Genomic DNA, 24,820 nt, shown 5'->3' with positions numbered 1-24,820 from the left:
TGTGAATGGTTGACGGGAAGTGATGTAGTTCGATTGTCCGGACATACGCATTGACAGCGTGCCTGGTCGGCCCTCAGTTTGTTCCCATGCGCATCGGAGTCATCGGTACGGGCCGCATCGGGACCATCCATGCCAGGACCCTCAGCCGTCATCGTGAGGTCGGTTCGCTGATCCTCACGGACGTGGACCCCGCACGGGCCCAGGATCTGGCCAACCGGCTGGGGGAAACGGCGGCACCGAGTACGGAGGAGATCTTCAAGTGGGGCGTGGACGCCGTGGTGATCACTACGGCGACATCGGCGCACGCCGAATTAATCGGCAGGGCGGCGCGGTCCGGGCTCCCGGTGTTCTGCGAGAAGCCGATCGCGCTTGATCTGCCGGGCTCATTGCAGGCGATCGCCGAGGTCGAGACGGCGGGAACGATCCTTCAGATGGGGTTCCAGCGCCGGTTCGACACGGGCTACACGGGCGCCCGTGAGGCGGTGCGCTCGGGGCGGCTGGGACGGCTGCACACGGTCCGCGCGACGAGCTCCGACCAGACGCCTCCCCCGGCCGCCTATCTGCCGATCTCCGGCGGGCTCTACCGGGACACTCTGATCCACGACTTCGACATGCTGCGCTGGGTGACCGGGCACGAGGTCGTCGACGTGTACGCGACCGGTTCGGACGCCGGTCCCTCGATGTTCCGCGAGGCCGGTGACATCGACACGGCCGCGGCGGTCCTCACCCTGGACGACGGCACGCTCGCGACCGCAACGGCCGCGCGGCTGAACGGGGCGGGCTACGACGTCCGGATGGAACTCGCCGGAGAACTCGACCAGGTCGTGGTCGGCCTGGACGACCGCACCCCGATCGCGTCCACCGAACCGACCGGCCCGCCGGCCGCGACCAAGCCGTGGACGGGCTTCCTGGAGCGCTTCGGGCCCGCCTACGAGGCCGAGCTGATCGCCTTCGTCGAGGTCGTCGTCGGCCAGCGCACCAACCCGTGCGACGGCCGCGAGGCCCTCCAGGCGCTGCGCATCGCCGAGGCCTGCGAAGTGTCCAGACGCGAACACAGACCGGTCCGCCTCGCGGAGATCGCGGGCGGCCTGAACGTGAGCTGAGCCGTCAGCCGAGCGGCCGTCTCGCCGCGGGCTTGTCGTCGCGGGCTTCCTTAAGGGCGCCCACCAGAAGTCGACCAAGGCGCGCAGGACCGACCGCTCGGCGCCCGCGGTCGTCGGTCCCCGGCACCACCACCACTCCCCGGCGTCGCCGTTCTACCAGCGCACCGGCAGCGCCCGCATCCCGCGCATCAGCATGCCCGGGAGCCAGTCGCCGGGCGGGCCGGCCAGGGTGAGGGCGGGGGCGCGCTCCAGCAGGGTGCGTATCGCCGTGCGGGCTTCGAGGCGGGCCAAGGGGGCGCCGAGGCAGTAGTGGATGCCGTGGCCGAAGGCGAGGTGGCCGCGGGCGTCGCGGCGGATGTCGAAGCGGTCCGGGGCCGGAAAACGGTCCCCGTCGCGGTCGGCGGCGGTCAGGCCGACCATGACCGGATCGCCCCGCTCCATCGAGATGCCGGCGATCTCCAGGGGCTCCGCGGCGAAGCGGAACGTGCCGTTCTCCACCGGGCCCTCGTAGCGCAGCATCTCCTCGATCGCGCCGTCGAGGAGGGTCATGTCGGCGCGCAGGGCGGCGAGTTGGGCCGGGTGGGTCAGCAGGGCGTGGATGCCGCTGGTGAGGAGGTTGACGGTGGTCTCGTGGCCGGCGATGAGCAGGATGAAGGCCATGCCCCGCAGTTCCTGCGGGGAGAGCCGGTCGCCGTCCTCGGCGGTGGTGCGGATCAGGTCGCTCAGGAGGTCGTCGCCGGGGCCGGCGCAGCGTTTGTCCTCGATCAGGTCGCCCAGGTACTCGGCGAGCCGTACGAACGCGTCGTACTCGGTGCCCGAACTGGTGGGCGCCACCGCCTCCGTGGACAGTTTGCGGAACTCCGCGCGGTCCAGTTCGGGCACGCCCAGGAGTTCGCAGATCACGGTGATCGGCAGCGGGTAGGAGAGTGCCTCGACGAGGTCGGCGCGGCCGGCCGGCAGCATGGTGTCGAGCAGGTCGTCGGTGATCCGCTGGACGCGCGGGCGCAGTTCCTCGACCCGGCGCATCGTGAACGAGCGGGTGACCAGCCCGCGCAGGCGGGTGTGGTCCGGTGGGTCGGTGGTCAGCAGGTACCTGCCGATCAGCTCCTCGTCGAGGAACGTCACCCCGATCTTGCCGCCGTCCTTGGCCAGGCGAGGGTCGGCCAACGCGGCGCGCGCCTCCTCGTAGCCCACGATCAGCCAGGTCACGTGGTGTGCGTCCGGCACCGGCAGCCGTACGCGGTGCACCGGGCCCGACTCCCGCAGCATGGCGTACACCCGATGCGGGTTCCGCCGGAACTCGTCGCCGAACTCCCCCAGATCGATCACTTCGGTCATGCCTTCCCCCTCCCGGACGATCCCCCCGAGATCTCCCAGTGCAGTGGGAACGGACGGCGGCAGCCGCTAGTGCCCGCTCTCCCCGTCCTCTTCGAGCAGACCCGCGTCGTACGCCAACAGGGCGATCTGCACACGGTTGTTGAGGTCGAGCTTGGCCAGGATGCGGGAGACGTGGGTCTTCACGGTGGCGACACTCATGAACAGGCCGGTGGCGATCTCGGCGTTGGCGAGACCCTGGCCGACGGCGACGGCGACCTCGCGTTCGCGGTCCCCCAGGACGGCGACGCGTGCACGCGCGCGTGCACGACGGGTGTCGGTGGCGGTGCCCGCCGCGTGGTCCATCAACTGGCGGGTGACCGCGGGCGACAGCACGGGATCGCCGGCCGCGACCCGGCGTACGGCGTCGAGGATCTCGGCGGGCGGGGTGTCCTTGAGGACGAACCCGGCGGCGCCCGCGCGGAGGGCCCTCAACACCTGTTCGTCGGCGTGGAAGGTGGTCAGGACGACGATCTGGGGTGCGTCCCCGCGGGCGCGCAACCGCTCCGTGGCGGTCAGTCCGTCCACCGACGGCATGCGGATGTCCATGAGGACGACGTCCGGGTGAACACGGTCGACGAGTTCCTCGACCTCACCGCCGTCGGCCGCCTCCCCGACGATCTCGATGTCGGCGGCGCCGCCCAGCATGAAGGACAGCCCGGCCCGCACCAGCGGGTCGTCGTCGACGAGGAGCAGTCTGATCGCAGTCATGGGGGCTACGTAACCATGGGCGGCCGCCGCGATGGCGGCACGCGGGTACGGCGACTTGCCCGGAGCAGCCCACAACCCCCTTGTGCGGAAAGGGACTCACCCCCAGGGCAGCCAAGCCCGCACCCGGAACCCGCCGCCCTCCTGCGGGCCGTGTTCCAACCGTCCCCCCGCCAGCGTCGCCCGCTCGGTCAGGCCGATCAACCCCTGGCCGGAACCGGGGACATGGGGCACCTCGCCCTCCGGGGGCGGGTTGTGCACGGCGATCACCAGGCCGTCGCCGGGGGCGCCGGTGACCGTCACCGTGACCTCCGTGCCCGGGGCGTGTTTGCGGGCGTTGGTGAGGGCCTCCTGGGCGAGGCGGTACGCGGTGCGGCCGACCGAGGCGGGGACGGTGGCGGGGTCGGTGACCCGGTTGGCGAGGGTGACCTTCATGCCGGCCTCGCGGGACTCGGTGACCAGCGCGTCCAGGGCGCCGAGCGTGGGCTGCGGGCGGGCCGTGTCGTCGGGCTCGCCCGCGCGCAGGACGCCGATGATCTCCCGCAGGTCCTGGAGCGCCTCGTGGGCACTCTCCCGGATGACACCGGCCGCCCGCGCGACCTCCTCGCGGGGCGCGTCCGGGCGGAACTCCAGCGCGCCGGCGTGCACGCTCAGCAGGGTCAGCCGGTGCGCGAGCACGTCGTGCATCTCGCGCGCGATGGCCTCGCGGGCGAGCCGCTGGGCCTGCTCGGCCCGGAGTTCCGCCTCCGTCTCGGCGCGCCGGGCGCGGTCGCGCAGGCTCAGCATGAGCTGCCGCTTGGAGCGGACGAACATGCCCCAGCCGATGACGGTGAGGGTGAGCAGTTCGGTGAACACGACCGCGCCGGCGTACGGCAGATCGGGGTCCGGTCGCAGCCAGAAGAACAGCGGGGCCAGGGCGAGTTGGATACCTCCGATCCAGGCGACGTAGCGGAAGGGGCGGTGCACGGCGAGCGTGAACACGGCGACCATGGCGGCGCCGCCCGCCGTGTTCGACACGAAGCCGACGGGGATCATCGCGATCGCCAGCCCGACCGGCCAGCGGCGGCGCAGCCACACCGCGCCGCAGGCGAGGACCCCGAAGAGCTGGTCGACGACGGCGAGGGAGTGCGGGGTCGCGGCGTCGCTGTCGAGGGTCTGCGCGGCCGCGAGTCCGATGCCGACCGCCAGCAGGAAGCAGCAGGTGTCGACGACCCAGTCGCGGGCGGTACGGCGGGGCCGTCCGCGCCGTTCGACGTCGGGATCGAGTTCGTCGGCCACGGCGGACGGCAGCAGCCATCGGCGCCCCGCGAACGCCTGCGGTACCTGCGCGGTCCTGTCTCCGGTCACGGTCGACAAATCTATGCGGGACCGGGCCCGGCGACCCACCCCGCGCGGGGGAACGGCGACCAAAGTCGCGCCGTCGAAGACTTTCGGCGGACATGCCTCGCCCCGCGGCCCATGATCGTGGGGGGAGCCGCGGGGCGAGGGGCGAACCGTGGTGCAGCTGGTCGTTCGGCTCAGCAGCCGAAGTTGATCAGGTCGAACGTGACGTAGTGGTCCGAGGTGTAGTAGTCCTCCTGGGACTTCTCACCGGTGACGATCCGGCGAGCTCCGCGCGTGGACGAGCCGGGCGTCTTGACCGTGTACTCGTGGTAGTAGCCCGACGACTGCGAGGGCAGGACCCCTTCCTGGTTCCGGAAGACGACACCGTCCTGCGAGTAGGGGAAGGGGCCGTTCGACGCGATCAGGTCGAGCGTGTCGTAGGCCTGGGAGGGCAGGTCGCTGTAGCAGATGCTGCCGACCGCGGCGGCGGCCGGAGTCACGGTGGCGACGGTGCCGCCCACGACGAGGGCGGACAGGAGAGCGGCTGCGGCTCCGATGCGAGTGGCGCGTGGGGGGAATCTCATGGGTCCATGATGACGCGCGTAGACAGTGGCATGTCAATGACAACTCTGCAGATTTTCCCGTCAAGTCCGATGAGTTTTCCGGGAGTTAACGTGCGGCCCCGCGTCCCCACGCGGTCCCCACAAGTACGAGCACGCCGCCCGCCAGCCCGAACGCGCCGAGCCGTTCGCCGCCCAGCGCGATACCGGCCGCGGCGGCCCACAGGGGCTCGGTGCCGAGCAGCAGGCTGACGCGGGAGGGCGAGGTCCGGCGTACGGCCCACATCTGCACGAAGAAGGCGAACAGGGTGCAGAACACGGAGAGGAACAGCAGCCCGGCCCACTCGCGCGGCCCGAAGTCCGCGGCCGTCGCCCACGGTGTGGTGTCGGCGCCGGTCGACAGGACCGCGAACACCGCGACGGCGGTGGCGAGTTGGACGGTGGTCAGGGGCAGCGCGTCGGCGCCCTGGACCGCCTTGGTGCGGGACATGGCGAGGACGTGCAGGGTGCGGGCGAGGGCCGCCAGCAGCATGAGGAGGTCCCCCAGGGAGGGGCGGGAGAAGCCCGCGCCCTGGGTCAGCAGCAGCACGCCGAGCACGGAGAGGGCCGCCGCGCCGAGGAAGGCCCGGGAGGGCCGGGTGCGGGTCACGGCGGACTCGGCGAGCGGGGTGAAGATCATGGTGAGGCTGATGATGAGGCCCGCGTTGGTCGCCGAGGTGTGGACGACGCCGTAGGTCTCCAGGAGGAAGATCCCGGCGAGGATCAGCCCGAGGAGGGCCGCGCCGCGCCACTGGGCGGCCGTCAGGGCGCGCAGCGAGCGGTGGCCCACGACCGCGAGGACGGGCAGGACGAGGGCGAAGCGCAGGACCAGGACGGCGAGGACCGTACGGGCCGTGGTGATGTCCTTGGCGGCGAGATAACTGGCGCCCCAGACCACCGCGACCAGCAGGAGCGGCAGGTCGGTGAGCCAGGCTCGGCGGGGTGCGACGGCGCGCGGTACGGCGATCGAGGACATGGGGGCGGCTCTCCCGGTCTCCGGCGAAGAGGTGGAGACGACGGTGGCTGCCACACGGAACGATCACCGTACCGGCGCGACCCCCGGCTGACTAGGCGTTTTCCGCATCGGCGTCCGCGTACGAGCCGTAGGTCGGGCGACCTGCCAGGTCGTACGACTGGATGGAGACGCCGGTGCTGGTGATGCGCCCGCCCGTGTGCCGGAAGGCCATGGGCTCGGTGCCCTCGGGGAACAGGCGCAGGCCGCTGCCGAGCACGACCGGGAAGGTCACCAGGTGGAGCGTGTCGACGAGGCCGAGCGCGAGGAGGGACCTCACGAGGGCCCCGCTGCCGTGCACCTGGAGCTCACCCGCGGTGCGCTCCTTGAGCTCGGTGACCTCCTTGGCGAGGTCGCCGCCGATCACGGTGGTGCCGGCCCAGGAGGGGTCGGTGACGGTCGACGAGGCGACGTACTTCGGCAGCGCGTTCAGTTTGGAGGCGATCGGGTCGGCGGGGTCGGTCTTGTGCGGCCAGTACCCGGCGAAGATGTCGTACGTACGGCGGCCGAGCAGGTATGCGCCGGACCGGTCGAAGACCTCGACCACGAACCGGCCGAAGTCGTCGTCGCCGTAGACGAAGCTCCAGCCGCCGTGCGCGAAGCCACCGCGGGTGTCCTCCTCGGGGCCGCCGGGGCCCTGGTAGACGCCGTCGAGGGTGACGAAGAGGGTGGAGACGAGCTTGCCCATGTCGGGTGCCTGCTTCCTGGTGCGGGAGCGGATGGTGTCATCAGCTCAGACCCCGCGGGCCCCCGCAACTCATCGGTCCTCGCTACGGCTTCTCGGCTTCTCCCGGTCTTCGCTACGGCGTCTCAGCCCGCGTGGGTCGAGAACAGGCCGCCCGTCGGGCCCTGCTTGTCGCCGCCCTGGGCCTTCTTCAGGGCGTTGGCGAGGCTCTCGATGGTGAGGGACTGGAGGATGACGCGGCCGTTGCCCTCCAGGGTGGCCAGGGACAGGCCCTCGCCGCCGAACACGGCGTTCATCAGGCCCTGGCGGTTGAGGCCGCCGATGCGCTGGACGCCGTACTGGACGCCCTCCTCGAAGGCGACGAGGCAGCCGGTGTCGACCTCGATGCGGCCACCGAAGTCGGCGGGGTTCAGGTCGATGAAGTTGCCCGCGCCGGCGATGATCACCGTGCCCTGTCCGGTGAACTTCTCCAGGACGAAGCCCTCGCCGCCGCTCATGCCGGTGCGGCCGCCCTGGAAGGCGATGCCGAACTGGACGGTGGACTCGGCGGCCACGAAGGCGTCCTTCTCGGCGAACCACGCGCGCGTGCCGTTCAGCTCCAGGGCGCGCATCTCTCCGGGGAGCACGCCCGCGAAGCCGACGGTGCCTTCGCCGCCCTGGGAGGTGAAGTACTGGAACGCCAGCGACTCACCGGCGAGCGCGCGCTGGCCGACCTGCATGGCGGTGCCCATGGCCTGGCGGAGCATTCCGCCCATGCCTGCGGCGCCTGAGCCGCTCTGGGGCTGGCCCGCGTTGTTCGACGGGCCCGACAGGCGCGTCTCCATAGTCACGTTCGTCGTCTTGAAGAGGAACTTTCCGGCTTCGCAGTACACGGTCTGGCCGGGGTTCAGGTTGACGACCGCCATCTGCATGGCGTTGCCGACGATCTCTTGCTGAAGGGTCACGAGGGGAGAACGCAGGAGGCGAAGAAAAGAGTTCCTACCGATCGACATCGGTGTCCGTTCACCGCCAGCATCCGGGTGCGGTGGCCGCTGGGATGGACACATGACGACTCAGGGAACCCTTTGGGGCAAGGCGGCTCTGGTGACCGGCGGCAGCCGGGGCATCGGTGCGGCGACGGCGCTGCGGCTCGCGCGGGACGGTGCGGATGTGGCCGTCACCTACGTGGACGGCAAGGAGGCGGCCGAGAACGTCGTAGGGCGGATGGAGGCGCTGGGACGGCGGGCCGTGGCCCTGCGTGCCGACTCCGCGGACGCCGCCGAGGCGGCAGGGGCGGTGGACCGTGCGGCAAAGGCCCTGGGCGGGCTCGACGTGCTGGTGAACAACGTGGGGGTGGGGCTGCTCGGGCCGTTGGAGGGGCTGTCCCTCGCCGACGTGGACCGCGTTCTGGCGGTGAACGTCCGCGGGGTGTTCCTGACGTCCCAGGCGGCTGCCACGCGGATGGCGTCCGGGGGTCGCATCATCACGATCGGCACGTGCATGACGCAGCGGGTGCCGGGGCCGGGCGGGACGCTCTACGCGACGAGCAAGTCGGCGCTGGTCGGGCTGACCAAGGCGCTGGCCCGCGAGTTGGGCGGGCGCGGCATCACGGCGAACATCGTGCACCCGGGTCCGACGGACACCGACATGAACCCGGCGGACGGGCCGTACGCGGCCGGTCAGGCCGCGATGACGGCGTTGGGACGGTTCGGGACGGCGGACGAGGTGGCGTCGATGGTCGCGTATCTGGCGGGGGCGGACTACGTCACCGGGGCGGAGTTCGCGGTGGACGGCGGCCATTCCACGTGAAGCGCACAGGGGGCGCACCGGTCCTGTCGGGCCGGTGCGCCCCTGCGCGCGCGTGCGTCAGCCGCCCAGCTCCTGATGCCGCGCCGCCAGCGCCGACACCCCCTGCTCCGTCAGCGAACCGAACAACCGCAGCCGCGAGATCCCCCCGTCGGGATAGATGTCCACGCGTGCGTGCGTCCCGATTGCCGGGGTCGGGAGGACGAAGCGGTGGTTCGTGTCGGGTTGGAGGCGGGTGCGCGGGAGGATCTCGTGCCAGTCGCCGGTCTCGCCGTCCCGGACCGATATCGATGCCCAGCCCGCGCTGTTGCCCTTGAGGTACGCCGTGTCGATCTCGATCGCGCGGATCTGGGACTGGGCGGCGAGGCGGTAGCGGATCCAGTCGTTGCCCTGGTCGCGGCGGCGGCGGGTTTCCCAGCCGTCGTCCATCTTGCGGGAGCGGCCGGGCTGGATGGTGTTGCTCGCGGGTGAGTAGAAGAGGTTGGAGGCGTCCTCGGCGCCGCCGCCGTTCTCCAGAGCCACGACGTCGAACGTGCCCAGCGCCGCGAGCCAGTTGGGGTCGGGGACGACCTCGCCGTAGACCCGCAGGCGGGCGATGCCGCCGTCGGGGTGCTGGTTGACGCGGACGTGGGTGAAGCGCTGTTCGGTGGCTATGGAGAAGCCGTTCGCCGCGTGGCCGCCGACCGGCGTGCGCGGGACCAACGGCGTCCACTTCACGTCGTCGGCGAGGAGGTCCTCCGGGGACGGGGAGCCGGCCACTGACGTGCCCTCGATCGACACCGCCTGCGGGTAGTTGCCGCGGAAGTGGGCCGTGTCGACCACGATGCCCCTGATGACTCCCGGCGCGCCGAGGCGGACCAGCGCCCAGTCGTGGTCCTCTGGCGTCGGCCAGGGGTGGTCCGCCGAGGCTCCTCGGCGGCGGCGGGTCTCCCAGCCGTCCATGACCTTGCCCTTGTGGCCGAAGTGCTCGGGGTCGAACTCGGCGGGCCCCGGTACGAGGAGGTTTTCGCGCTGGGCGAAGAACTCGTCGTTGGCGGCGATCACTCCGGCGCCGAGTTGCCGGTCGGCGAGGTTGGCGTACTGGGTGAAGGGGAAGTCGGCCGTGCGGTAGTCCGCGTACGGGTCACCGCCTCCGTAGGGGTTCGCGTCGCCGGTGAAACTGGGAATCGCCGTCACTGCTGTGTCTGCCTTTCGGGAGTCGGCCGCTGCGGGTGCGGGGGATGGGTCGATCAGGGGGTACGGGTCAGGAGTTGGCCCTTCGGGTCGGTGAACTCGCCGTCCAGCACGATGCGTTCGCCGCGCAGCCAGGTCGACTTCACGACCCCGCTGAGGGTTTTTCCGGCGTACGCCGTGACGCGGTTGCGGTGTTGGAGGGCCGCCGGGTCCACGGTGAACGTCTCGTCGGGCGCGAGGACCGCGAAGTCGGCGTCGCGGCCCGCCTCGATGGCACCCTTCTGGTCAAGTCCCGCCAGCTGCGCGGTCCTTGACGACATCCAGCGGACCACGTCCGTCAGGTCGTGGCCGCGCTTGCGCGCCTCCGTCCACACTGCGGCGAGGCTGAGTTGGAGGCCGGAGATGCCGCCCCACGCGGTGGCGAAGTCGTCGGTCTTCAGGTCGGCCGTGGACGGGGAGTGGTCCGTGACCACGCAGTCGATCGTGCCGTCGGCCAGCGCCTGCCACAGCAGGTCCTGGTTGGCGGACTCGCGGATCGGCGGGCAGCACTTGAACTCGCTTGCGCCGTCCGGGACTTCCTCCGCCGTGAGGGTGAGGTAGTGGGGGCATGTCTCGACCGTTATGCGGACGCCCTCCGCCTTTGCGGCGGCGATCAGCGGCAGCGCGTCCGACGAGGAGAGGTGCAGTACGTGCACGCGCGCGTCGAGGCGCTTCGCCTGTGCGATCAGCCCCGCGATGGCCGTGTCCTCGGCGTCGCGCGGGCGGCTCGCCAGGAAGTCGGCGTACTTGGGGCCGCCCTGCTGCGGGGCCGCTTCGAGGTGGTGCGGGTCCTCCGCGTGCACGATGAGCAGGCCGTCGAAACCGGCGATCTCGGCCAGGGACAGGGCGAGTTGGTCCTGGTCCAGGTGCGGGAACTCGTCGACGCCCGACGGGGACAGGAACGCCTTGAAGCCGAAGACGCCGGCGTCGTGCAGCGGGCGCAGGTCCTTGACGTTGTCGGGCAGGGCGCCGCCCCAGAAGCCGACGTCCATGTGGGCCTTCTCCGCGGCGACTTGCTGCTTCGTACGGAGGTTGTCGACCGTCGTCGTCGGCGGGAGGGAGTTGAGCGGCATGTCGATGAGCGTGGTGATACCGCCGGCCGCCGCCGCACGCGTGGCGGTCCAGAAGCCCTCCCAGTGGGTGCGGCCGGGGTCGTTCACATGGACGTGCGTGTCGACCAGGCCGGGCAGCAGGACATCGTCGCCGAAGTCCTCGAACCGTGCGCCGGACGGGACTTGGGCGTCGTACGGGAGGACGGCCGTGATCTTCCCCCCGGCGACCGCGACCGCCGCCGCGCGTATCCCCTCGGGAGTGATGACACGTGTGGAGCGCACCACCAGTTCAGCGTCGGACACCCGGACCCCTCTCTGCCGCCGTCGTCGTTTCCGTCGTCGTTTCCGTTACTTCCGGGAAACGGGATTTACGTCCACGTAACGGAATTCAACGTTCTGTTGAAGGAGTCTTCACTCCCGCTCCCGTACCGTCAAGGGCACACATCTCCACGATGCGCCTCACGCGCACACTCTGGACGTTTCCACAAAGCGGAATTAAACTTCCGGCAAGCAGAACGTAGCTACGCACAGGCGGGGAGTCAACCGACCCCCGGGTAGGCTTCAGCCCTTCCCGCCCGTGCCGAAAGGAACGCGCCGTGCCGCCGTCCAGCGTGAGCAGCACCGACTCCACCAAGTCCGCCACGGGTGGTGTCCAGTCCCTTGAGCGCGCCTTCGACCTGCTGGAGCGGATGGCCGACGCGGGCGGCGAGGTCGGCCTGAGCGAGCTCTCCGCGAGCAGCGGCCTCCCGCTCCCCACCATCCACCGCCTGATGCGCACGCTCGTGGTCTGCGGTTACGTCCGCCAGCAGGCGAACCGCCGGTACGCGCTCGGCCCGCGCCTGATCCGCCTCGGCGAGTCCGCGTCCCGGCTGCTCGGCACCTGGGCCCGCCCCTATCTCGCCCGGCTGGTCGAGGAGACCGGCGAGACCGCGAACATGGCGCTGCTCGACGGCGACGAGATCGTGTACGTCGCCCAGGTGCCGTCCAAGCACTCGATGCGCATGTTCACCGAGGTCGGCCGACGCGTCCTCCCGCACTCGACCGGCGTCGGCAAGGCCCTGCTCGCCAACACCCCGGACAACGAGGTGCGCGCGCTGCTCGCCCGGACCGGCATGCCCGCCGCGACCGAGAAGACGATCACCACGCCCGACGGTTTCCTCGCGGCGCTGGCGGACGTGCGCCGCCTCGGCTACGCGATCGACGACAACGAGCAGGAGATCGGCGTGCGCTGCCTCGCCGTCTCCGTGCCCAACTCCCCCACCGCCGCCGCGATTTCGATCTCGGGCCCGGCGGGCCGGGTCACCGAGTCGGCGACCGACAAGATCGTGCCGGTGCTCCAACAGGTGGCCGGCGAACTGTCGGAGGCACTGGCCAGCCAGAACCCCGCGTGAGCGGCGGGCAGTTCTGGCCGGGCCGCTACACCGACCGGCACGGCACCGAGGCCGTCGTCTTCGAGACGGACGGCCGGGAGCTGATCCGCACGACGATCCGGGGCGTCCGCTTCGAGGGCGACAGCATGGACGACCTCGGCGCGCTGGGCGGAGCGCCCCCGGACACCCCGTTCTCCTTCTTCGACGGGGCGTTGTGCTCCTGCCTGCTGGAGTGGGAGGTGCCGTTGTCCGTCGCGGTCGAGGGACGGGACGTGCGTACGGCGGTGCTGGACTGCGCGTTGCGGCTCGGGGACCCGGCCGGACCCGGCAGGGGGCTGGACGCGGAGACGCTGACCACGACCCTGCGCCTGGACGGGCGCGAGTACCGCAGCGCCGAGGGCGATGACGACTTCGAGGACGCGCTGAACGAGGTCCAGCGCCGCCTGCCGCCGGGCTCGCGACTCAAGGCGTGCGTCTCGTGCGCCTGGTCCGACTACCACCCCGCCGGCCACGGACTGATGGCCGCGCTCGCGTGCTTCCGTGACGCCAAGGACCTCTACCGTCAGGTCGACGGCAAGCACGGCCCACGGGGCATCTTCACGACCTGGCAGGAACACACCGAGTCCGTCCAGGAGACCTGGCTGTGCGAGGAGTTCGAGGACCGGGCCGGGGACTCGGGCTACCGAGGAGCGTTCCCGGCGCGCCGGTGGTCGTGAACTAGCCCTGCCCACCCCGGGGTTGACCGAACAGGTCCACGGCGTTGCGTACGTCCGTCAGACCCCTCCCGAGGGCGCTCACGGAGCCGATCGCGCCGGCGATGAGGAGTAACGAGCGGCGCAGGCGCGGGATTTCGGGGACGCCGTCGATGGTCATCGCGGCCAGCGCCGCGAGTTCGTCCTCGGCGATGACCCGGTCGGGGAACTCGGCCGGATGCGCGGCGAGTTCGCGGCGCAACCGGGACACCGCGGTCCGCAGTTCCGCCACCCTCGGATCCTCGTCGCTGCCGGTCACTGACCTCTGCCCCAAGCTCCGCAACACAGCTCTCCCCCCTCGCACGTCTTCGTGCGCAAGAACTTCGCGGTCCCGCCGCGCACCCCGCAACACTGGTCGGGCGCCGAGGGACGCGGGTCAGTAAACGCCACCCGGTGCGGGGCGCGCCACTCCATGGACCGAAATTAAGTAGGAGGATTCCGTCCGGTCGCCGCCGCGTCAGGTATGCAGGACGTATGACGCGAAACGAAGACCAGGTCGCGGGGCTGTTGCTCGCCGCGGGCGGCGGCCGGCGGCTCGGCGGGCGGCCCAAGGCGCTGCTACGACACCGGGGGCGACCCCTCGTGGAGCACGCGGTCGGGGTCCTGCGCGCGGCCGGCCTCACCCGCGTCCACGTGGTCCTGGGGGCGCGCGCCGACGCCGTACGGGAGCAGGCGGAGCTGACCGGGTGCGTGGTCGTGGAGAACCCGGAGTGGGAGCAGGGGATGGGGTCCTCGCTGCGGGCGGGGCTCGACTCGCTCGCGGGTACGGGGGCGCGGGCGGCGCTCGTGTCGCTCGTCGACCAGCCCGGGATCGGCGCGGAGGCGGTGGCGCGGGTGCTCGCCGGGTTCACGGACGAGGACTCGCTCGTCTCGGCCGCCTACGACGGGGTACGCGGCCATCCGGTGCTGTTCGGGGCCGCGCACTGGGCCGGGATCGCCGAGAGCGCGACCGGGGACCGGGGGGCGCGGGCGTACCTCAAGGCGCACGCGGACGCGATCGCGCTCGTCGAGTGCGGGGATGCGGCCGAGCCGTACGACATCGACACTGAGGCGGATCTCGTCCACCTTGAGTGAGCGGAGTGGCACTGAGCGCCACTTTGGCTCGATCCGGAGAATCTCGACGTCAACAAACCATTGAACTTCCACGATGAGGAAACTAGTATCCACTGTTCAGAAGCGCCCGACGGCCCCTCGGGTGCTCTCCGTCCCACCCGGGTCACCTGGCACCCGGTGCCTCGCTCGCTGAAGGAAGTGACAGTTCATGTCCGCACCAGCGCCGTCCTCGCCGGTCGTCGTCGACGCCGAACCCCTGCCCCGGCAGGACGAGGTCCTCACCGCCGAGGCCCTCGCCTTCGTGGCCGAGCTGCACCGCCGGTTCACGCCCCGCCGGGCCGGACTCCTCGCCCGCCGGGCCGAGCGCCGCGCGGAGATCGCCCGTACCTCCACCCTCGACTTCCTCCCGGAGACCGCCGCGATCCGCGCCGACGACTCCTGGAAGGTGGCCCCCTCCCCCGCCGCGCTGAACGACCGGCGCGTGGAGATCACCGGCCCCACCGACCGCAAGATGACGATCAACGCCCTCAACTCCGGCGCGAAGATCTGGCTCGCGGACTTCGAGGACGCCTCCGCGCCGACGTGGGAGAACGTCGTCACGGGCCAGCTCAACCTGATCGACGCCTACACCCGCGCGATCGACTTCACCGACCCCAACTCCGGCAAGTCGTACGCCTTGAAGGCCGAGGACGAGCTGGCGACGGTCGTGATGCGGCCGCGCGGCTGGCACCTCAACGAGCGGCACCTGCTGGTGGACGGTGAGCAAGTCCCGGGCGCCTTCGTGGACTTCGGGCTGTACTTCTTCCACAACGCGCAGCGGCTGCTCGACCTCGGCAAGGGCCCGTACTTCTACCTCCCGAAGACCGAGTCGCACCTCGAAGCCCGGCTGTGGAACGACGTGTTCGTCTTCGCGCAGGACTACGTCGGCGTCCCGCAGGGCAGCGTCCGCGCGACCGTGCTGATCGAGACGATCACGGCGGCGTACGAGATGGAGGAGATCCTCTACGAACTCCGCGACCACGCCTCGGGGTTGAACGCGGGCCGCTGGGACTACCTGTTCTCCATCGTGAAGAACTTCCGTGACGGCGGGCCCAAGTTCGTCCTCCCGGACCGCAACGCGGTGACGATGACGGCCCCGTTCATGCGGGCGTACACCGAACTCCTCGTCCGCACCTGCCACAAGCGCGGGGCGCACGCGATCGGCGGCATGGCGGCGTTCATCCCGTCCCGCCGTGACGAGGAGGTCAACAAGGTCGCGTTCGAGAAGGTCAAGGCGGACAAGGACCGTGAGGCCGGGGACGGTTTCGACGGCTCCTGGGTGGCCCACCCCGACCTGGTGCCGATCGCCATGGCCTCCTTCGACGCGGTGCTCGGCGAGAAGCCGAACCAGAAGGACCGGCTGCGCGAGGACGTCGACGTCAAGGCGGCCGACCTGATCGCCGTGGACTCGCTGCACGCGAAGCCGACGTACCCCGGGCTCGTCAACGCCGTTCAGGTGGGCATCCGTTACATCGAGGCGTGGCTGCGCGGGCTCGGTGCGGTCGCCATCTTCAACCTGATGGAGGACGCGGCCACCGCGGAGATCTCGCGCTCGCAGATCTGGCAGTGGATCAACGCGGGCGTCGAGTTCGAGAACGGCGAGAAGGCAACTCCCGAGCTGGCACGGAAGGTTGCCGCCGAGGAGCTGGAGAACATCCGCGCGGAGATCGGCGCGGACGCCTTCGCCGCGGGCCACTGGCAGCAGGCCCACGACCTCCTCCTGGAGGTCGCCCTCGACGACAACTACGCGGACTTCCTGACGCTGCCGGCGTACGAGCAGCTGCGGGGCTGACCCTCAACAGGCGTCAGGAACAGCTCACTTGCAGGATCAGCTCACTTGTCCGAGTGGCCCAGGGACTTGTCCGGGGCCACTCGGTCGCGTACGAGCTTCTTCACGGCCGTGGGTTCGGGGAATCCCTGTTCGCGGCGGTCCCACACGACCTCGTCGTTGACACGCACGACGAAGACACCGCCGGTGCCGGGCTTCAGGGACAGTTCCGTCAACTCGGTCTCGAAGGTGGTGAGAAGCTCCTGCGCCAGCCAGGCCGCGCGGGGCAGCCAACGGCACTGGGTGCAGTACTCGATCTGTACGCGGTTTTCCACGAGGGCGTCGTCTGTCATCCGAGGTGTACCGACCAATCCTGTTCCGCCGCCGGTTTGCCGTGCAGGTCGGGGACCCGCTTGAGCCAACTCGGGCGGCCCTGCTGTGTTTTCGCCGCTCGCCGGGCTTCCTCGGCGGCGCGTTCCTCCCGGCTGGGGAAGTCGGTGGGGAGCCAGGCCGCGGAGGCCTCCACACGCGCGTGCAGGTAGGCGACGTACGCCTCCCGTACGGCGTCGGGTGTCGCGAAGCCCGGTTCGCCGGCCAGCCAGGCGTCCGGCACCTCGGCCACGATCCGGCGCAGCAGCTCCTCGGTCACCCTGGGCGCCAACTCGGCATCGGCGGCACGGGTGTTGGGCCCGTAATGACCGAGAGCATGGTGGCGGAAATCGTAGGACTTCGTGGGGTCGGCGGCGTCCCAGCGGTGGTGGAAGACGAGGGCGGCGCCGTGGTCGATGAGCCACAGGCGCGGGGGTGCGATGCCGAGCGTGGGCCAGATCATCAGGTTCGAACTGTGCACCGTGCGGTCGACGTTGACGGTCAGCGCGTCCAGCCAGACGATCTTCCCGGCCTCCAGCGGGTCGACCGTGCAGCGCGCGGCGACCTCCGGGGTGAAGTCCCGGGCGCCCGGCAGAAAGTCCATGCCGAGGTTCAGACCGGCGCTCGCGCTGTGCAGGTCCCGCACTTCCTGGTGGGGCTCCTCGTCGGCGATCTCCGGGTCGAAGTGCACCAGCACCAGCTCGGGGAAGCGCAGCCCGAGGGCGCGGGCCAGCTCCCCGACGATCACCTCGGCGACCAGCGCCTTGCGGCCCTGCGCGGAGCCGGTGAACTTCACGACGTACGTGCCGAGGTCGTCGGCCTCGACGACTCCGGGGACGGAACCGCCGGAGCGCAGGGGCTCGATGTAGCGGGTCGCGGTGACCTCTCTCAGCGTGTCCGGCATGAAACGAGCATAGAGGCAGGTCACCGCCAGGAAGGGTGGCCCTCCGGTGTGCTGCCCGTGGTGAGCCTGCGCACGCCCGTGCCGTCGGCGCGGACGGCCCAGATCGCCGGCTGGTCGAAGGGACCCCGGACGAACGCCACCCACTTGCCGTCGGGCGACCAGACGGGGTCCATCTCCTGAGCGGCGGTCTGCACGAGCGTCCGGTCGCCCGTGCCGTCCGCCTTGACGATGTGGATGTCTCCCCCGGTCCCCACGTTGGGCGCCCCGGCGGTGTAGGCGAAGTAGCGTCCGTCGGGGGACCAGACGGGATCGAGCGCACGCCGGGACTGGTGGGTGACCTGCTGGGGTTCGGCACCCGGTCGGCTCGGGTCGACGACGTGGATCTGCCAACCCGACGTCTTCTGGAGGCAGATGGCGATGTGCTTGCCGTCGGGGGACCACGCCGGGTCCTCCACCTTCGCGGTACCGGTGGTCAGTTGCTGCGCGGAGCCGTCCGCGACGGTTACGACGAACAGCTGCTGCACCCCGTCCTGCCGCCGCAGCACGGCCAGCCGCTTGCCGTCCGGGGACCAGGCGACCCGGCCGCCCGAGATCGCGGCGACCCGGCGGACGTCCGTACCGTCCGCGTTCGCCGTCCAGACCGCCGACTCCTGCCCCGTCTTGCGGGTGAACGCGAACGACTTGTGATCGGGGGCCCACTGCGGCAGCGCGTCACACGTCCCGTCGATCAACTGCTTCGGATCATCTTTGGTGGAGTCACGAAGCCCGATCACGCTGTGACATGTCGACGACCCTGGGTCCGTGTCCATCCGCACGAGCAGCGGCGCGTCGGGGAACGCGGCGGCTGTCACCCGCGGCGACGAGGACACGCTTCCCCCGGCAGCGCCCTCGTTCCCAGCCGAACCCGATCCTGAACCGGTCCAGGGGTGCCACACCAGCACCCCTGCGGCGACGACCACAGCCAACGCCGCCGCTACGACCGCTGCCCTACGGCGACCTCGTGCCCCCTCGCCGCCGGCCGTCGGCCCACCGCCCACCGGTCCCGCACCACCGGGCGAGCCGGGGGCGGGCGTGGGCGCGAACACGGGCGCGGGACCGAAGCCGGCACCGGGGCTGAAGCCAGGGTCCGGACTGAGGCCGGGGCGCGGGCCGAAGCCCTGGGCGGGCGACGACTGGACGGTCCGGGGATGGGAGACCCCGGGCGGCCTCTCGTCGGACGTCGGCGCGGCCGTGGGCGCCTCCGCGACCACCGGCGACTCGGGCGACCACTCACCGGCCCCCGGCCGCTTCTCCTCGCCCCTCGGCGGACCCGTCATCCCCGTACGCGGATCCGTCGGCACCCCCGGCGGACCCGGCACCCGATCCACCCCGACGCCGTAAGCCCCCTTCTCCTGGCTCCGTACAAGCGCGGTCGCCTCGGCCGGAAGCCACACGTCCGACGGATGCCGGACCGTCAGCCGGTCGAGGAACTCCGACGGGGTGGGGCGGTCGCGCGGATCCTTGGCCAGGCAGGCCGCGACCAGGTCACGCAACTGGCCCGGAACATCCGTGAGTTCGGGCTGTTCGTGGACGACGCGGTACGGCCACGCCGCCGACCCCCCGTCCCCGAAAGGAGCCCGGCCCGCCGCCTGGCCGAGGACGACCCCCAGGGCGAACATGTCCACCGCAGGAGTCAGCGTGCCCCCGGTCAGCTGCTCCGGCGCGAGGAACCCGAGCGTGCCGATCTGGAACCCGGTCTGGGTGAGGGCCGTACCGTCGAGGGCCCGTGCGATGCCGAAGTCGATGACCCGGGGGCCGTCCTCCGCGACGATGATGTTGGCGGGTTTCAGATCCCGATGGATGACCCCGGCCTGATGGATCGCCGCCAGCGCCTCGGCGAGGCCAGCGGCCAGCACGGTGAGCGTGTCCGCGGGCAGGGGGCCGACCCGGTCGAGGACTGCCTGCAGCGTCGGTCCGGGGACGTACGCCGTCACCAGCCAGGCCGGATCGCCCTGCGGGTCGGCGTCCACGACCGGCGCGGTGTGGAAGCCGCCGACGCGTCGCGCCGCGGCCACCTCGTCGGCGAACCTGCGCCGGAAACCCGGTTCCGTGCTGAGTTCGGGCCGTACGACCTTGACGGCCACCGCCCGGCCCGACCGCGACCGGCCGAAGTACACGACGCCCATGCCGCCCTGGCCGAGCCGTCCGACCAGCCGGTATCTGCCCTCCCCGACGGAGGCGGGATCACCCGCTCGGAGCGGTTTCATGACTCCCCCATCTCGCCTCTCCGGCAAGGCGGTTGGACCTCATCGGCCCCGACCCCCGTCCCCGTCGAGCGGCCATTTCCAGCCGCGAGGCTCCCCCGATACCGGCCATCAGTCTAGGTGCTCCGCTCATGACGTCACCGGGTTCCGAACGGTTCCCTTCCGCCCCGCCCGGCCTCGCCCGGCCAGCGGATTCCGCAACGGCAGATAACGCGCGTCGGCGCCGTCCGCCCCGGTCCAGCGCAGCAACAGGTTCGTCTTGCCGGGCAACGTGGGCGAGGCGAGGAGTTCGGCGACCTCGGGCAGGTCGTGCCGGGCCAGTTCCGCGCGAACCGCCGGCCAGGGGTCCAGCTCCGGATGCCGCTCGGCGAGCACCCCGGCGATCTCGACGAGATGGTTGACGACCAGGCAGTACACCAACCGCTCCCACCCCGCCCCCCGTTCCACATCCGTCAGCAGCTTCACGCCCTCCGCGTCCCGGTACAGCGCCTGCGCGGGCATCCCGTCCGCGTCGACCGCGACCAGCGTGTTCTGCAAGTGCGCTTCGAGTACGACGCCGTAGTCGGCGAACGCCGTGATCGCGGGCGGTACGACCTGCCGCAGATACGCCTCCCACCAGGCCGCCGGGTCGGCCGTACCGTCGAGCGGGTTGCCCTCGAACCCCTCCACCAATCCCGCGGCGAGCAACGGAGTCGTGCCGGGCAGGAGGTGGTCGTGCAGGCCGTCGCGGACCAGGACGGCGAGTTCCTCGAAGGCGAAGTCGGCGGTGCGGTAGCCCCGGTCGCTCAGCCAGGCCGCCGGGCCGCCCATCGCGGCGAAGGCGTCCCGGACGGCCGTATCCGTGCGGTGAAGTTTCAGCAGGTCGTGGCGCCACAGTCGGCGTACGTCATTGGTGATCCGCACATCGAGGCTGAACTTCAGGAACAGATCCTCCGCGCGTTCCGCGGACCCGGGGCTGTACACCGTGCGGATCGCCGCCGTCGGCCACACCTCGGTCGCCGTCGCGCCGAGCCGGATCAGCCGCCCGTCCGCGAAGGCGTCCGCCAGGCCCGCGCCCACGAGGTCCAACTGCCAAGGGTGCGCGGGCAGCAGCCGGTACCCGGGCGGGGCCTCCCCGAGCGCGTCCAGCGCCGAGACGTCCCCCTCCTCCACGACCGCGTCCTCGCGCAGCCCGAGCAGCTCCAGCGGGAAACGGGCGTACGCCTCCGGGGCGTAGGGCAGCCAGCCCGCGACGGGGCCGCCGCCCCGGGCCTTGGGCGCGGGATGGTAGGGATGGCCGGTGATCAAGGACTGTTCGGAGCGGAGATACGGGTCGTCGGGCGCCGTCGCACCGTCGCGCGCGGTGAGCAGCGCGGCGACGGCGTCACGGCTGTCCGTCATCTCGGCGGGCAGTTCGTGGTTGGAGACTCCGGTGTGCCGGGTCAGTTCCTCGGCGACGAGTTTCACGAGTTCGGCGTGGTCGACGCGCAGCCAGTCGCCGTCCGCGTACACCTCGGGCTCGGCGGGCCGCCGCTCGCCGCGCACCCGCAGCAGCCGGCCGCTCCCCGGCAGCCGGTACACGTGCCGCTCCCCCTGGTCCGGAAGCGGCTGGGCCACCTCCCGGAGCAGACAGTTGAGCAGGGGCGCGGCCGCGTACGCGTCGGCGCGCTCCGCCACGTCGTCGCCCGGGGGTGTGAAGTCGACGCGATCCATTCGTTCCCTAAGTCCGTGTCCTGCGATCGCGATCAGTATGTCTCTCGTCGCACAGTGTCCCGCCGCCCCATCTCTCCCCGCTCTACCGCCCTCCACCCCGTCTCTCGTCGTCACCGATCATGACGCCCCGTCCGCACCCGAGGAGTCGACCGTGGACCGTCCCCCGCTTCCCGAGGCCCAGGTCGCCGAGGAACTCGCCGCCACCCGTCCCGACCTCGTACAACGGTACGCGGCCGAACTCCCCGGTGCCCGTGCGGCGGTACTCACCCGGCTGTGGCGCGCGCTGGCCTTCGAACCGCTGCCGTGGATCGTCGGCCGGACACCGGGCCTCGTCCTACGGCTCTCCGACGGCCGACGGCTGCGCGGCCCGCACGCCGATCCGTACGCGACCGACGCCTACGTCACCGTCGTCCACCTCGACGACCTCGCCTACGACGATCCGGCGCGCCTGATGACCGACCTCGCCGTGCCGCACGGCACCGTCTTCGCGGCCGAACTCGGGCACAGCGTCGCCTCGTTGGCCCTGTCCCGGGCCAACCAGCCGAGCCGGTCGGAGGATTGGCCGACGCAGGACTGGGAGTGGGAGCAGCGGATCGTCGACGGGCACCCCTTCCACCCCAACTGCCGCTCCCGGCCCGGCTTCTCGGTGGCCGAGCAGCTCGCCTACGGCCCCGAGCACCGGCCCGTGGTGGCGCTCGGGTCGGTGCCGGTGGGGGCGGAGGAGTCGCTGGTGACGGGGGTGTGGCCTGACGAACTGCGGGACGGGGGGCGGCTGTTGATCCCGGTGCACCCGTGGCAGGCGGCGCATGTGCTGAAGCGGACCGGGGACGCTCCGCTCGACGCGCATCCCCTGATGTCCCTGCGGACCCTCGCCCTGTCGGACGGACCGCACGTCAAGACCGCGCTGAGCGCCCGGCTGACGTCCTCGGTGCGGGACATCTCGGTCTACTCGATCGGCTTGTCGGCAACACTGTCGGCGTTCGGGGAGTCGCTCGCGGCACGATCGGACGGCCTGTTGCACGTGACCCGCACGCTGGGTGCGGCGACGGCCAACTCCCCCGATCTCGCCGCCGTGTTGCGCGAGTCGCCGCAGACGTACGCGGACACGGAAGCGGGCGAGCGGGTGCTGCCGGTGGCCGCCCTCGCGGTCACCGACCTGCCCCGATCGCCCGCCTGGCTGGCCGAGTTCACGCGTCTCGCCCTCGTCGTCTGTCTGCGGCTGCTGGAGTCCGGTGTGGCCCTTGAGGCGCACGGTCAGAACCTGCTGGTGGTGCTGTCCCGCACGGGTGCCCCCCTGCGCCTGGTCTACCGCGATCTCGCCGACATCCGCGTCAGCCCCAAGCGCCTTGCCGAGCAAGGGATTCCGATCCCCGAACTGAGCGGACGCATCGTCACCGACGACGAACTCACCCTGCGCCGCAAGCTGTTCGGCTCCCTGGTGGCGGGCGCACTCGCCGGTACGGCGGGTTCCGGTACGGCGCTCAGGGCGGCGCTGGCAGCCGTCGTACCGGATCTGCCGCGCACGCCGGACCTGCGCACGCTGCTCGAACAGCCGCTGCCCAGCAAGGCGTTGACGCTGATGCGGCTGTCGCCGGAGCTGCCCGGGGACCAGTGGACCGGGCTCCCGAACCCGCTCGTTTTGGAGCCCGGTCCATCTGATCAATAGGATCCGGCGATGATCACAAGACAACGGCTGGCGGCGGGGATCTGTGCCCTGCTCGCCACCCTCACGGCCGGGGTCGCCTTCCCTGCCGGAGCGGTCGCCGACGAGACGGACTCCACGGCCTCCCCCAAGGTCGAACTCGTGCTGGACGTCAGCGGATCCATGAGCGCCAAGGACATAGACGGCGGCTCACGGATGGCAGCGGCGAAGCAGGCGTTCAACGAGGTGCTCGACGCGACACCCGAGGAAGTGCAGCTCGGCATCCGCACGTTGGGCGCCAACTACCACGGCAACGACCGCAAGACGGGCTGCAAGGACACCGCGCAGCTCTACCCGGTGGGCACCCTGAACCGCACCGAGGCCAAGACCGCGGTCGCGACGCTCCAGCCCACCGGCTGGACGCCGATCGGGCCCGCGCTGCTGAAGGCGGCGGACGACCTCGACGGCGGTGACGGCACCCGCCGTATCGTCCTGATCAGCGACGGCGAGGACACCTGCCAGCCGCTGGACCCGTGCGAGGTGGCCCGCGAGATCGCGGCCAAGGGCATCGGCCTCACCATCGACACGCTGGGCCTGGTGCCGGACGCCAAGACCCGCGACCAGCTCAGCTGCATCGCGGACGCGACCGGCGGCACGTACACCTCCGTGCAGCACAAGGAGGAACTCTCCGACCGCGTGGGCCAGTTGGTGGACCGCGCCGCCGACCCGGTGGCGACCCCGGTCGCCACCGAGGGCACCGCCCAGTGCTCCAGCGCCCCGACCCTCAAGTCCGGTCTGTACACGGACCGCGAGGAGTTCGGCAAGCAGCGCTTCTACCGCGTGGACGTCAACCCCGGCCAGGAGCTGCGCGCTTCGGTGAGCGTCGGCGCCGACCGTGAAGTCAACCCGGACTACGGGGTGTTGCTGCGCGCGGTCACCGTGCACGGCCGCGAGATCGTGCGCGGCGAGGGCACCGGCAACGGCCGTACGGACGTCATCTCCACCGGGCTGCGCTACCCGAAGGCGGAGAGCGACGACGACAACGCCCCCGCCGAGACCGTCTGTCTCCAGGTCACCAACTCCTTCTCGGCGGCCGCCGGGGTGAAGACCACCCCCGGCCTGCCCCTCGAACTCACCGTGGACGTCGTGGACGGGCCGAGCAAGGCGAGCGACGTGGCCTCCTTCGGCCTCGGCCGCGGCTGGTGGCTCCTCGCCGCCCTCGTGCTGACCGGCTTCGTCGCGGGTCTGCTCTGGGGCTGGCTGTCCCGCTGGCGCCTCGCGGTCTGGAGGACCAACTGATGCGGATCACACGCGTGTTGAGCACGGCCCTGCTGCTGGCGGGCCTGGCCGCGGGACCCGCAGTGGCGGACTCCTCGCCGTCCGCGAGCCCCTCCGACGACAGCTCGGCCCCCACCCAGGCGGGCACCTCCTTCCGTACGGCCACGGAGCTCGACCAGGGGCAGACGGGTACCGCGAGCGGCTCCACCGGCGACTACCTGTACTGGTCGTTCGCCGCGGACGCCGGCCAACGCCCCACCGTCAAGGCGACGGTGAAGCTGCCCGACACCCATGCGGGCCAGACCTGGCAACTCGACGTCTACGACGGGCTGCGGCGCCGCCAGGCCTGCCAGTACGGGGCCGCGACGCGCACCGCCGCGCAGGATGCGACCTCCCTGGACCTGGCGTGCACGCTGCGTACCGTCCGTGCCTGGTCGGAGACTTGGGCCAACGACCCGCTGCCGGGCACGTACTACGTCCGGCTCACGGTCGTGGATCTCCAGTCCTCGGACCTGGGCCAGCCGGTGAGCACCGAGGTGCGGGTGGACTCCAAGGACATCGGCGGTTCGGCGGCGGTCGACGGTTCGCTGGCGCAGCCGCTGACGCCGGGGATCGCGGCCAAGTCGGCCTCCGATGACGACAGTTCGTCGTCGACCTCGGCCGCGCTGTCGAGCATCGAGCCGGACGGCGGCTGGTCCTCCGGCTGGTGGTCCGACCGCTGGGTGTGGACCGCCGTGGGCGGTGTGCTGGCCGCGCTCGCGGGGATCGGCGGGTATGCGCTGACCCGGGGTTCGGGACGGCCGAGGCGGGTTCCGCCACCCGGCATGTAATGACGTGATCATTCGCCAGAAGGCCCG

The 24,820-nt window shown here is 71.3% G+C and carries 23 protein-coding genes; 9 read left to right on the top strand and 14 right to left on the bottom strand.

All coding sequences use genetic code 11. From position 1 onward, the window contains the following. The first annotated feature begins 86 nt into the window (after positions 1-86). Complete coding sequence (locus ACIBK4_RS27465) at positions 87-1,103, top strand: Gfo/Idh/MocA family oxidoreductase (protein ID WP_398998574.1); 1,017 nt, start codon at positions 87-89, stop codon at positions 1,101-1,103. Positions 1,104-1,256: 153 nt separating this feature from the next. Here ACIBK4_RS27465 and ACIBK4_RS27460 read toward each other — a convergent pair whose 3' ends face one another. From ACIBK4_RS27460 to ACIBK4_RS27430, 7 genes are all read right to left on the bottom strand, one after another. Beyond that, positions 1,257-2,441 (bottom strand): cytochrome P450, encoded by a 1,185-nt coding sequence (locus ACIBK4_RS27460; RefSeq protein ID WP_398998572.1) that lies wholly within the window; start codon positions 2,439-2,441, stop codon positions 1,257-1,259. 66 nt (positions 2,442-2,507) lie between these two features. After that, on the bottom strand, positions 2,508-3,188 hold the full coding sequence (locus ACIBK4_RS27455) for a response regulator (protein WP_398998569.1): 681 nt from the start codon (positions 3,186-3,188) through the stop codon (positions 2,508-2,510). Positions 3,189-3,284: 96 nt separating this feature from the next. Further along, a complete protein-coding gene (locus ACIBK4_RS27450) occupies positions 3,285-4,541 on the bottom strand; it encodes a histidine kinase (RefSeq protein WP_398998567.1) in 1,257 nt (418 codons plus the stop codon). Positions 4,542-4,702: 161 nt separating this feature from the next. Continuing rightward, a complete protein-coding gene (locus ACIBK4_RS27445) occupies positions 4,703-5,092 on the bottom strand; it encodes a ribonuclease domain-containing protein (protein ID WP_398998565.1) in 390 nt (129 codons plus the stop codon). A gap of 85 nt (positions 5,093-5,177) precedes the next feature. Further along, on the bottom strand, positions 5,178-6,083 hold the full coding sequence (locus ACIBK4_RS27440) for a DMT family transporter (protein ID WP_398999208.1): 906 nt from the start codon (positions 6,081-6,083) through the stop codon (positions 5,178-5,180). Positions 6,084-6,174: 91 nt separating this feature from the next. Beyond that, the gene (locus tag ACIBK4_RS27435) at positions 6,175-6,807 is read right to left on the bottom strand and encodes a dihydrofolate reductase family protein (RefSeq protein ID WP_398998563.1); all 633 of its coding nucleotides are present in this window, start codon (positions 6,805-6,807) and stop codon (positions 6,175-6,177) included. Between the two features lie 122 nt (positions 6,808-6,929). After that, complete coding sequence (locus ACIBK4_RS27430) at positions 6,930-7,748, bottom strand: AIM24 family protein (RefSeq protein ID WP_398998561.1); 819 nt, start codon at positions 7,746-7,748, stop codon at positions 6,930-6,932. 100 nt (positions 7,749-7,848) lie between these two features. Between ACIBK4_RS27430 and ACIBK4_RS27425 the strand changes: the two genes are divergently transcribed. Next, positions 7,849-8,592 carry an SDR family oxidoreductase gene (locus ACIBK4_RS27425; protein WP_398998559.1) on the top strand — a complete coding sequence of 248 codons (744 nt, stop codon included), beginning with the start codon at positions 7,849-7,851 and terminating at the stop codon, positions 8,590-8,592. Between the two features lie 57 nt (positions 8,593-8,649). On the opposite strand, the gene alc is transcribed toward ACIBK4_RS27425, so the two are convergent. Continuing rightward, positions 8,650-9,765, bottom strand: coding sequence for an allantoicase (alc, locus tag ACIBK4_RS27420; RefSeq protein WP_398998557.1), 1,116 nt, complete (start codon positions 9,763-9,765; stop codon positions 8,650-8,652). Positions 9,766-9,818: 53 nt separating this feature from the next. Next, the gene (gene allB / locus ACIBK4_RS27415; RefSeq protein ID WP_398998555.1) at positions 9,819-11,156 is read right to left on the bottom strand and encodes an allantoinase AllB; all 1,338 of its coding nucleotides are present in this window, start codon (positions 11,154-11,156) and stop codon (positions 9,819-9,821) included. Between the two features lie 293 nt (positions 11,157-11,449). On the opposite strand from allB, the gene ACIBK4_RS27410 reads away from it, so the two are divergent. After that, positions 11,450-12,244: an IclR family transcriptional regulator gene (locus ACIBK4_RS27410; RefSeq protein ID WP_398998553.1), complete on the top strand. Its 795-nt coding sequence runs from the start codon at positions 11,450-11,452 to the stop codon at positions 12,242-12,244. Continuing rightward, positions 12,241-12,939 carry a DUF6304 family protein gene (locus tag ACIBK4_RS27405; protein WP_398998551.1) on the top strand — a complete coding sequence of 233 codons (699 nt, stop codon included), beginning with the start codon at positions 12,241-12,243 and terminating at the stop codon, positions 12,937-12,939. Before ACIBK4_RS27410 ends, ACIBK4_RS27405 begins: the two co-directional genes overlap by 4 nt. Before the next feature lies 1 nt (position 12,940). On the opposite strand, the gene ACIBK4_RS27400 is transcribed toward ACIBK4_RS27405, so the two are convergent. Continuing rightward, positions 12,941-13,261: a DUF5955 family protein gene (locus tag ACIBK4_RS27400; RefSeq protein ID WP_365307175.1), complete on the bottom strand. Its 321-nt coding sequence runs from the start codon at positions 13,259-13,261 to the stop codon at positions 12,941-12,943. Between the two features lie 188 nt (positions 13,262-13,449). On the opposite strand from ACIBK4_RS27400, the gene ACIBK4_RS27395 reads away from it, so the two are divergent. Then, positions 13,450-14,049, top strand: a complete 600-nt coding sequence (locus ACIBK4_RS27395; RefSeq protein WP_398998549.1) for an NTP transferase domain-containing protein — start codon at positions 13,450-13,452, stop codon at positions 14,047-14,049. 187 nt (positions 14,050-14,236) lie between these two features. Next, the gene (aceB, locus tag ACIBK4_RS27390; protein WP_398998547.1) at positions 14,237-15,859 is read left to right on the top strand and encodes a malate synthase A; all 1,623 of its coding nucleotides are present in this window, start codon (positions 14,237-14,239) and stop codon (positions 15,857-15,859) included. 41 nt (positions 15,860-15,900) lie between these two features. On the opposite strand, the gene ACIBK4_RS27385 is transcribed toward aceB, so the two are convergent. From ACIBK4_RS27385 to ACIBK4_RS27370, 4 genes are all read right to left on the bottom strand, one after another. Further along, complete coding sequence (locus ACIBK4_RS27385) at positions 15,901-16,188, bottom strand: SelT/SelW/SelH family protein (RefSeq protein WP_390160937.1); 288 nt, start codon at positions 16,186-16,188, stop codon at positions 15,901-15,903. Continuing rightward, complete coding sequence (locus ACIBK4_RS27380; RefSeq protein WP_398998544.1) at positions 16,185-17,108, bottom strand: HipA family kinase; 924 nt, start codon at positions 17,106-17,108, stop codon at positions 16,185-16,187. The genes ACIBK4_RS27385 and ACIBK4_RS27380 overlap by 4 nt, the downstream gene beginning before the upstream one ends. 20 nt (positions 17,109-17,128) lie before the next feature. Further along, positions 17,129-19,354 carry a protein kinase gene (locus ACIBK4_RS27375; protein WP_398998542.1) on the bottom strand — a complete coding sequence of 742 codons (2,226 nt, stop codon included), beginning with the start codon at positions 19,352-19,354 and terminating at the stop codon, positions 17,129-17,131. Positions 19,355-19,480: 126 nt separating this feature from the next. Further along, positions 19,481-21,043, bottom strand: coding sequence for an IucA/IucC family protein (locus ACIBK4_RS27370; protein WP_398998540.1), 1,563 nt, complete (start codon positions 21,041-21,043; stop codon positions 19,481-19,483). A 151-nt stretch (positions 21,044-21,194) separates the two neighbouring features. Between ACIBK4_RS27370 and ACIBK4_RS27365 the strand changes: the two genes are divergently transcribed. From ACIBK4_RS27365 to ACIBK4_RS27355, 3 genes are read left to right on the top strand one after another with little or no spacing between them, the layout of a single operon-like run. Continuing rightward, positions 21,195-22,709 carry an IucA/IucC family protein gene (locus ACIBK4_RS27365; protein ID WP_398998538.1) on the top strand — a complete coding sequence of 505 codons (1,515 nt, stop codon included), beginning with the start codon at positions 21,195-21,197 and terminating at the stop codon, positions 22,707-22,709. A 9-nt stretch (positions 22,710-22,718) separates the two neighbouring features. Beyond that, positions 22,719-23,984, top strand: a complete 1,266-nt coding sequence (locus tag ACIBK4_RS27360; protein ID WP_398998536.1) for a VWA domain-containing protein — start codon at positions 22,719-22,721, stop codon at positions 23,982-23,984. Beyond that, complete coding sequence (locus ACIBK4_RS27355) at positions 23,984-24,793, top strand: hypothetical protein (protein ID WP_398998534.1); 810 nt, start codon at positions 23,984-23,986, stop codon at positions 24,791-24,793. The genes ACIBK4_RS27360 and ACIBK4_RS27355 overlap by 1 nt, the downstream gene beginning before the upstream one ends. Positions 24,794-24,820 lie beyond the last annotated feature (27 nt).

The sequence above is a fragment of the Streptomyces sp. NPDC050528 genome, from assembly GCF_044457795.1.
Taxonomy (GTDB): domain Bacteria; phylum Actinomycetota; class Actinomycetes; order Streptomycetales; family Streptomycetaceae; genus Streptomyces.
The sequence above is the reverse complement of the archived record's forward strand: the minus strand, read 5'-3'. Positions and strand labels throughout refer to the sequence as shown.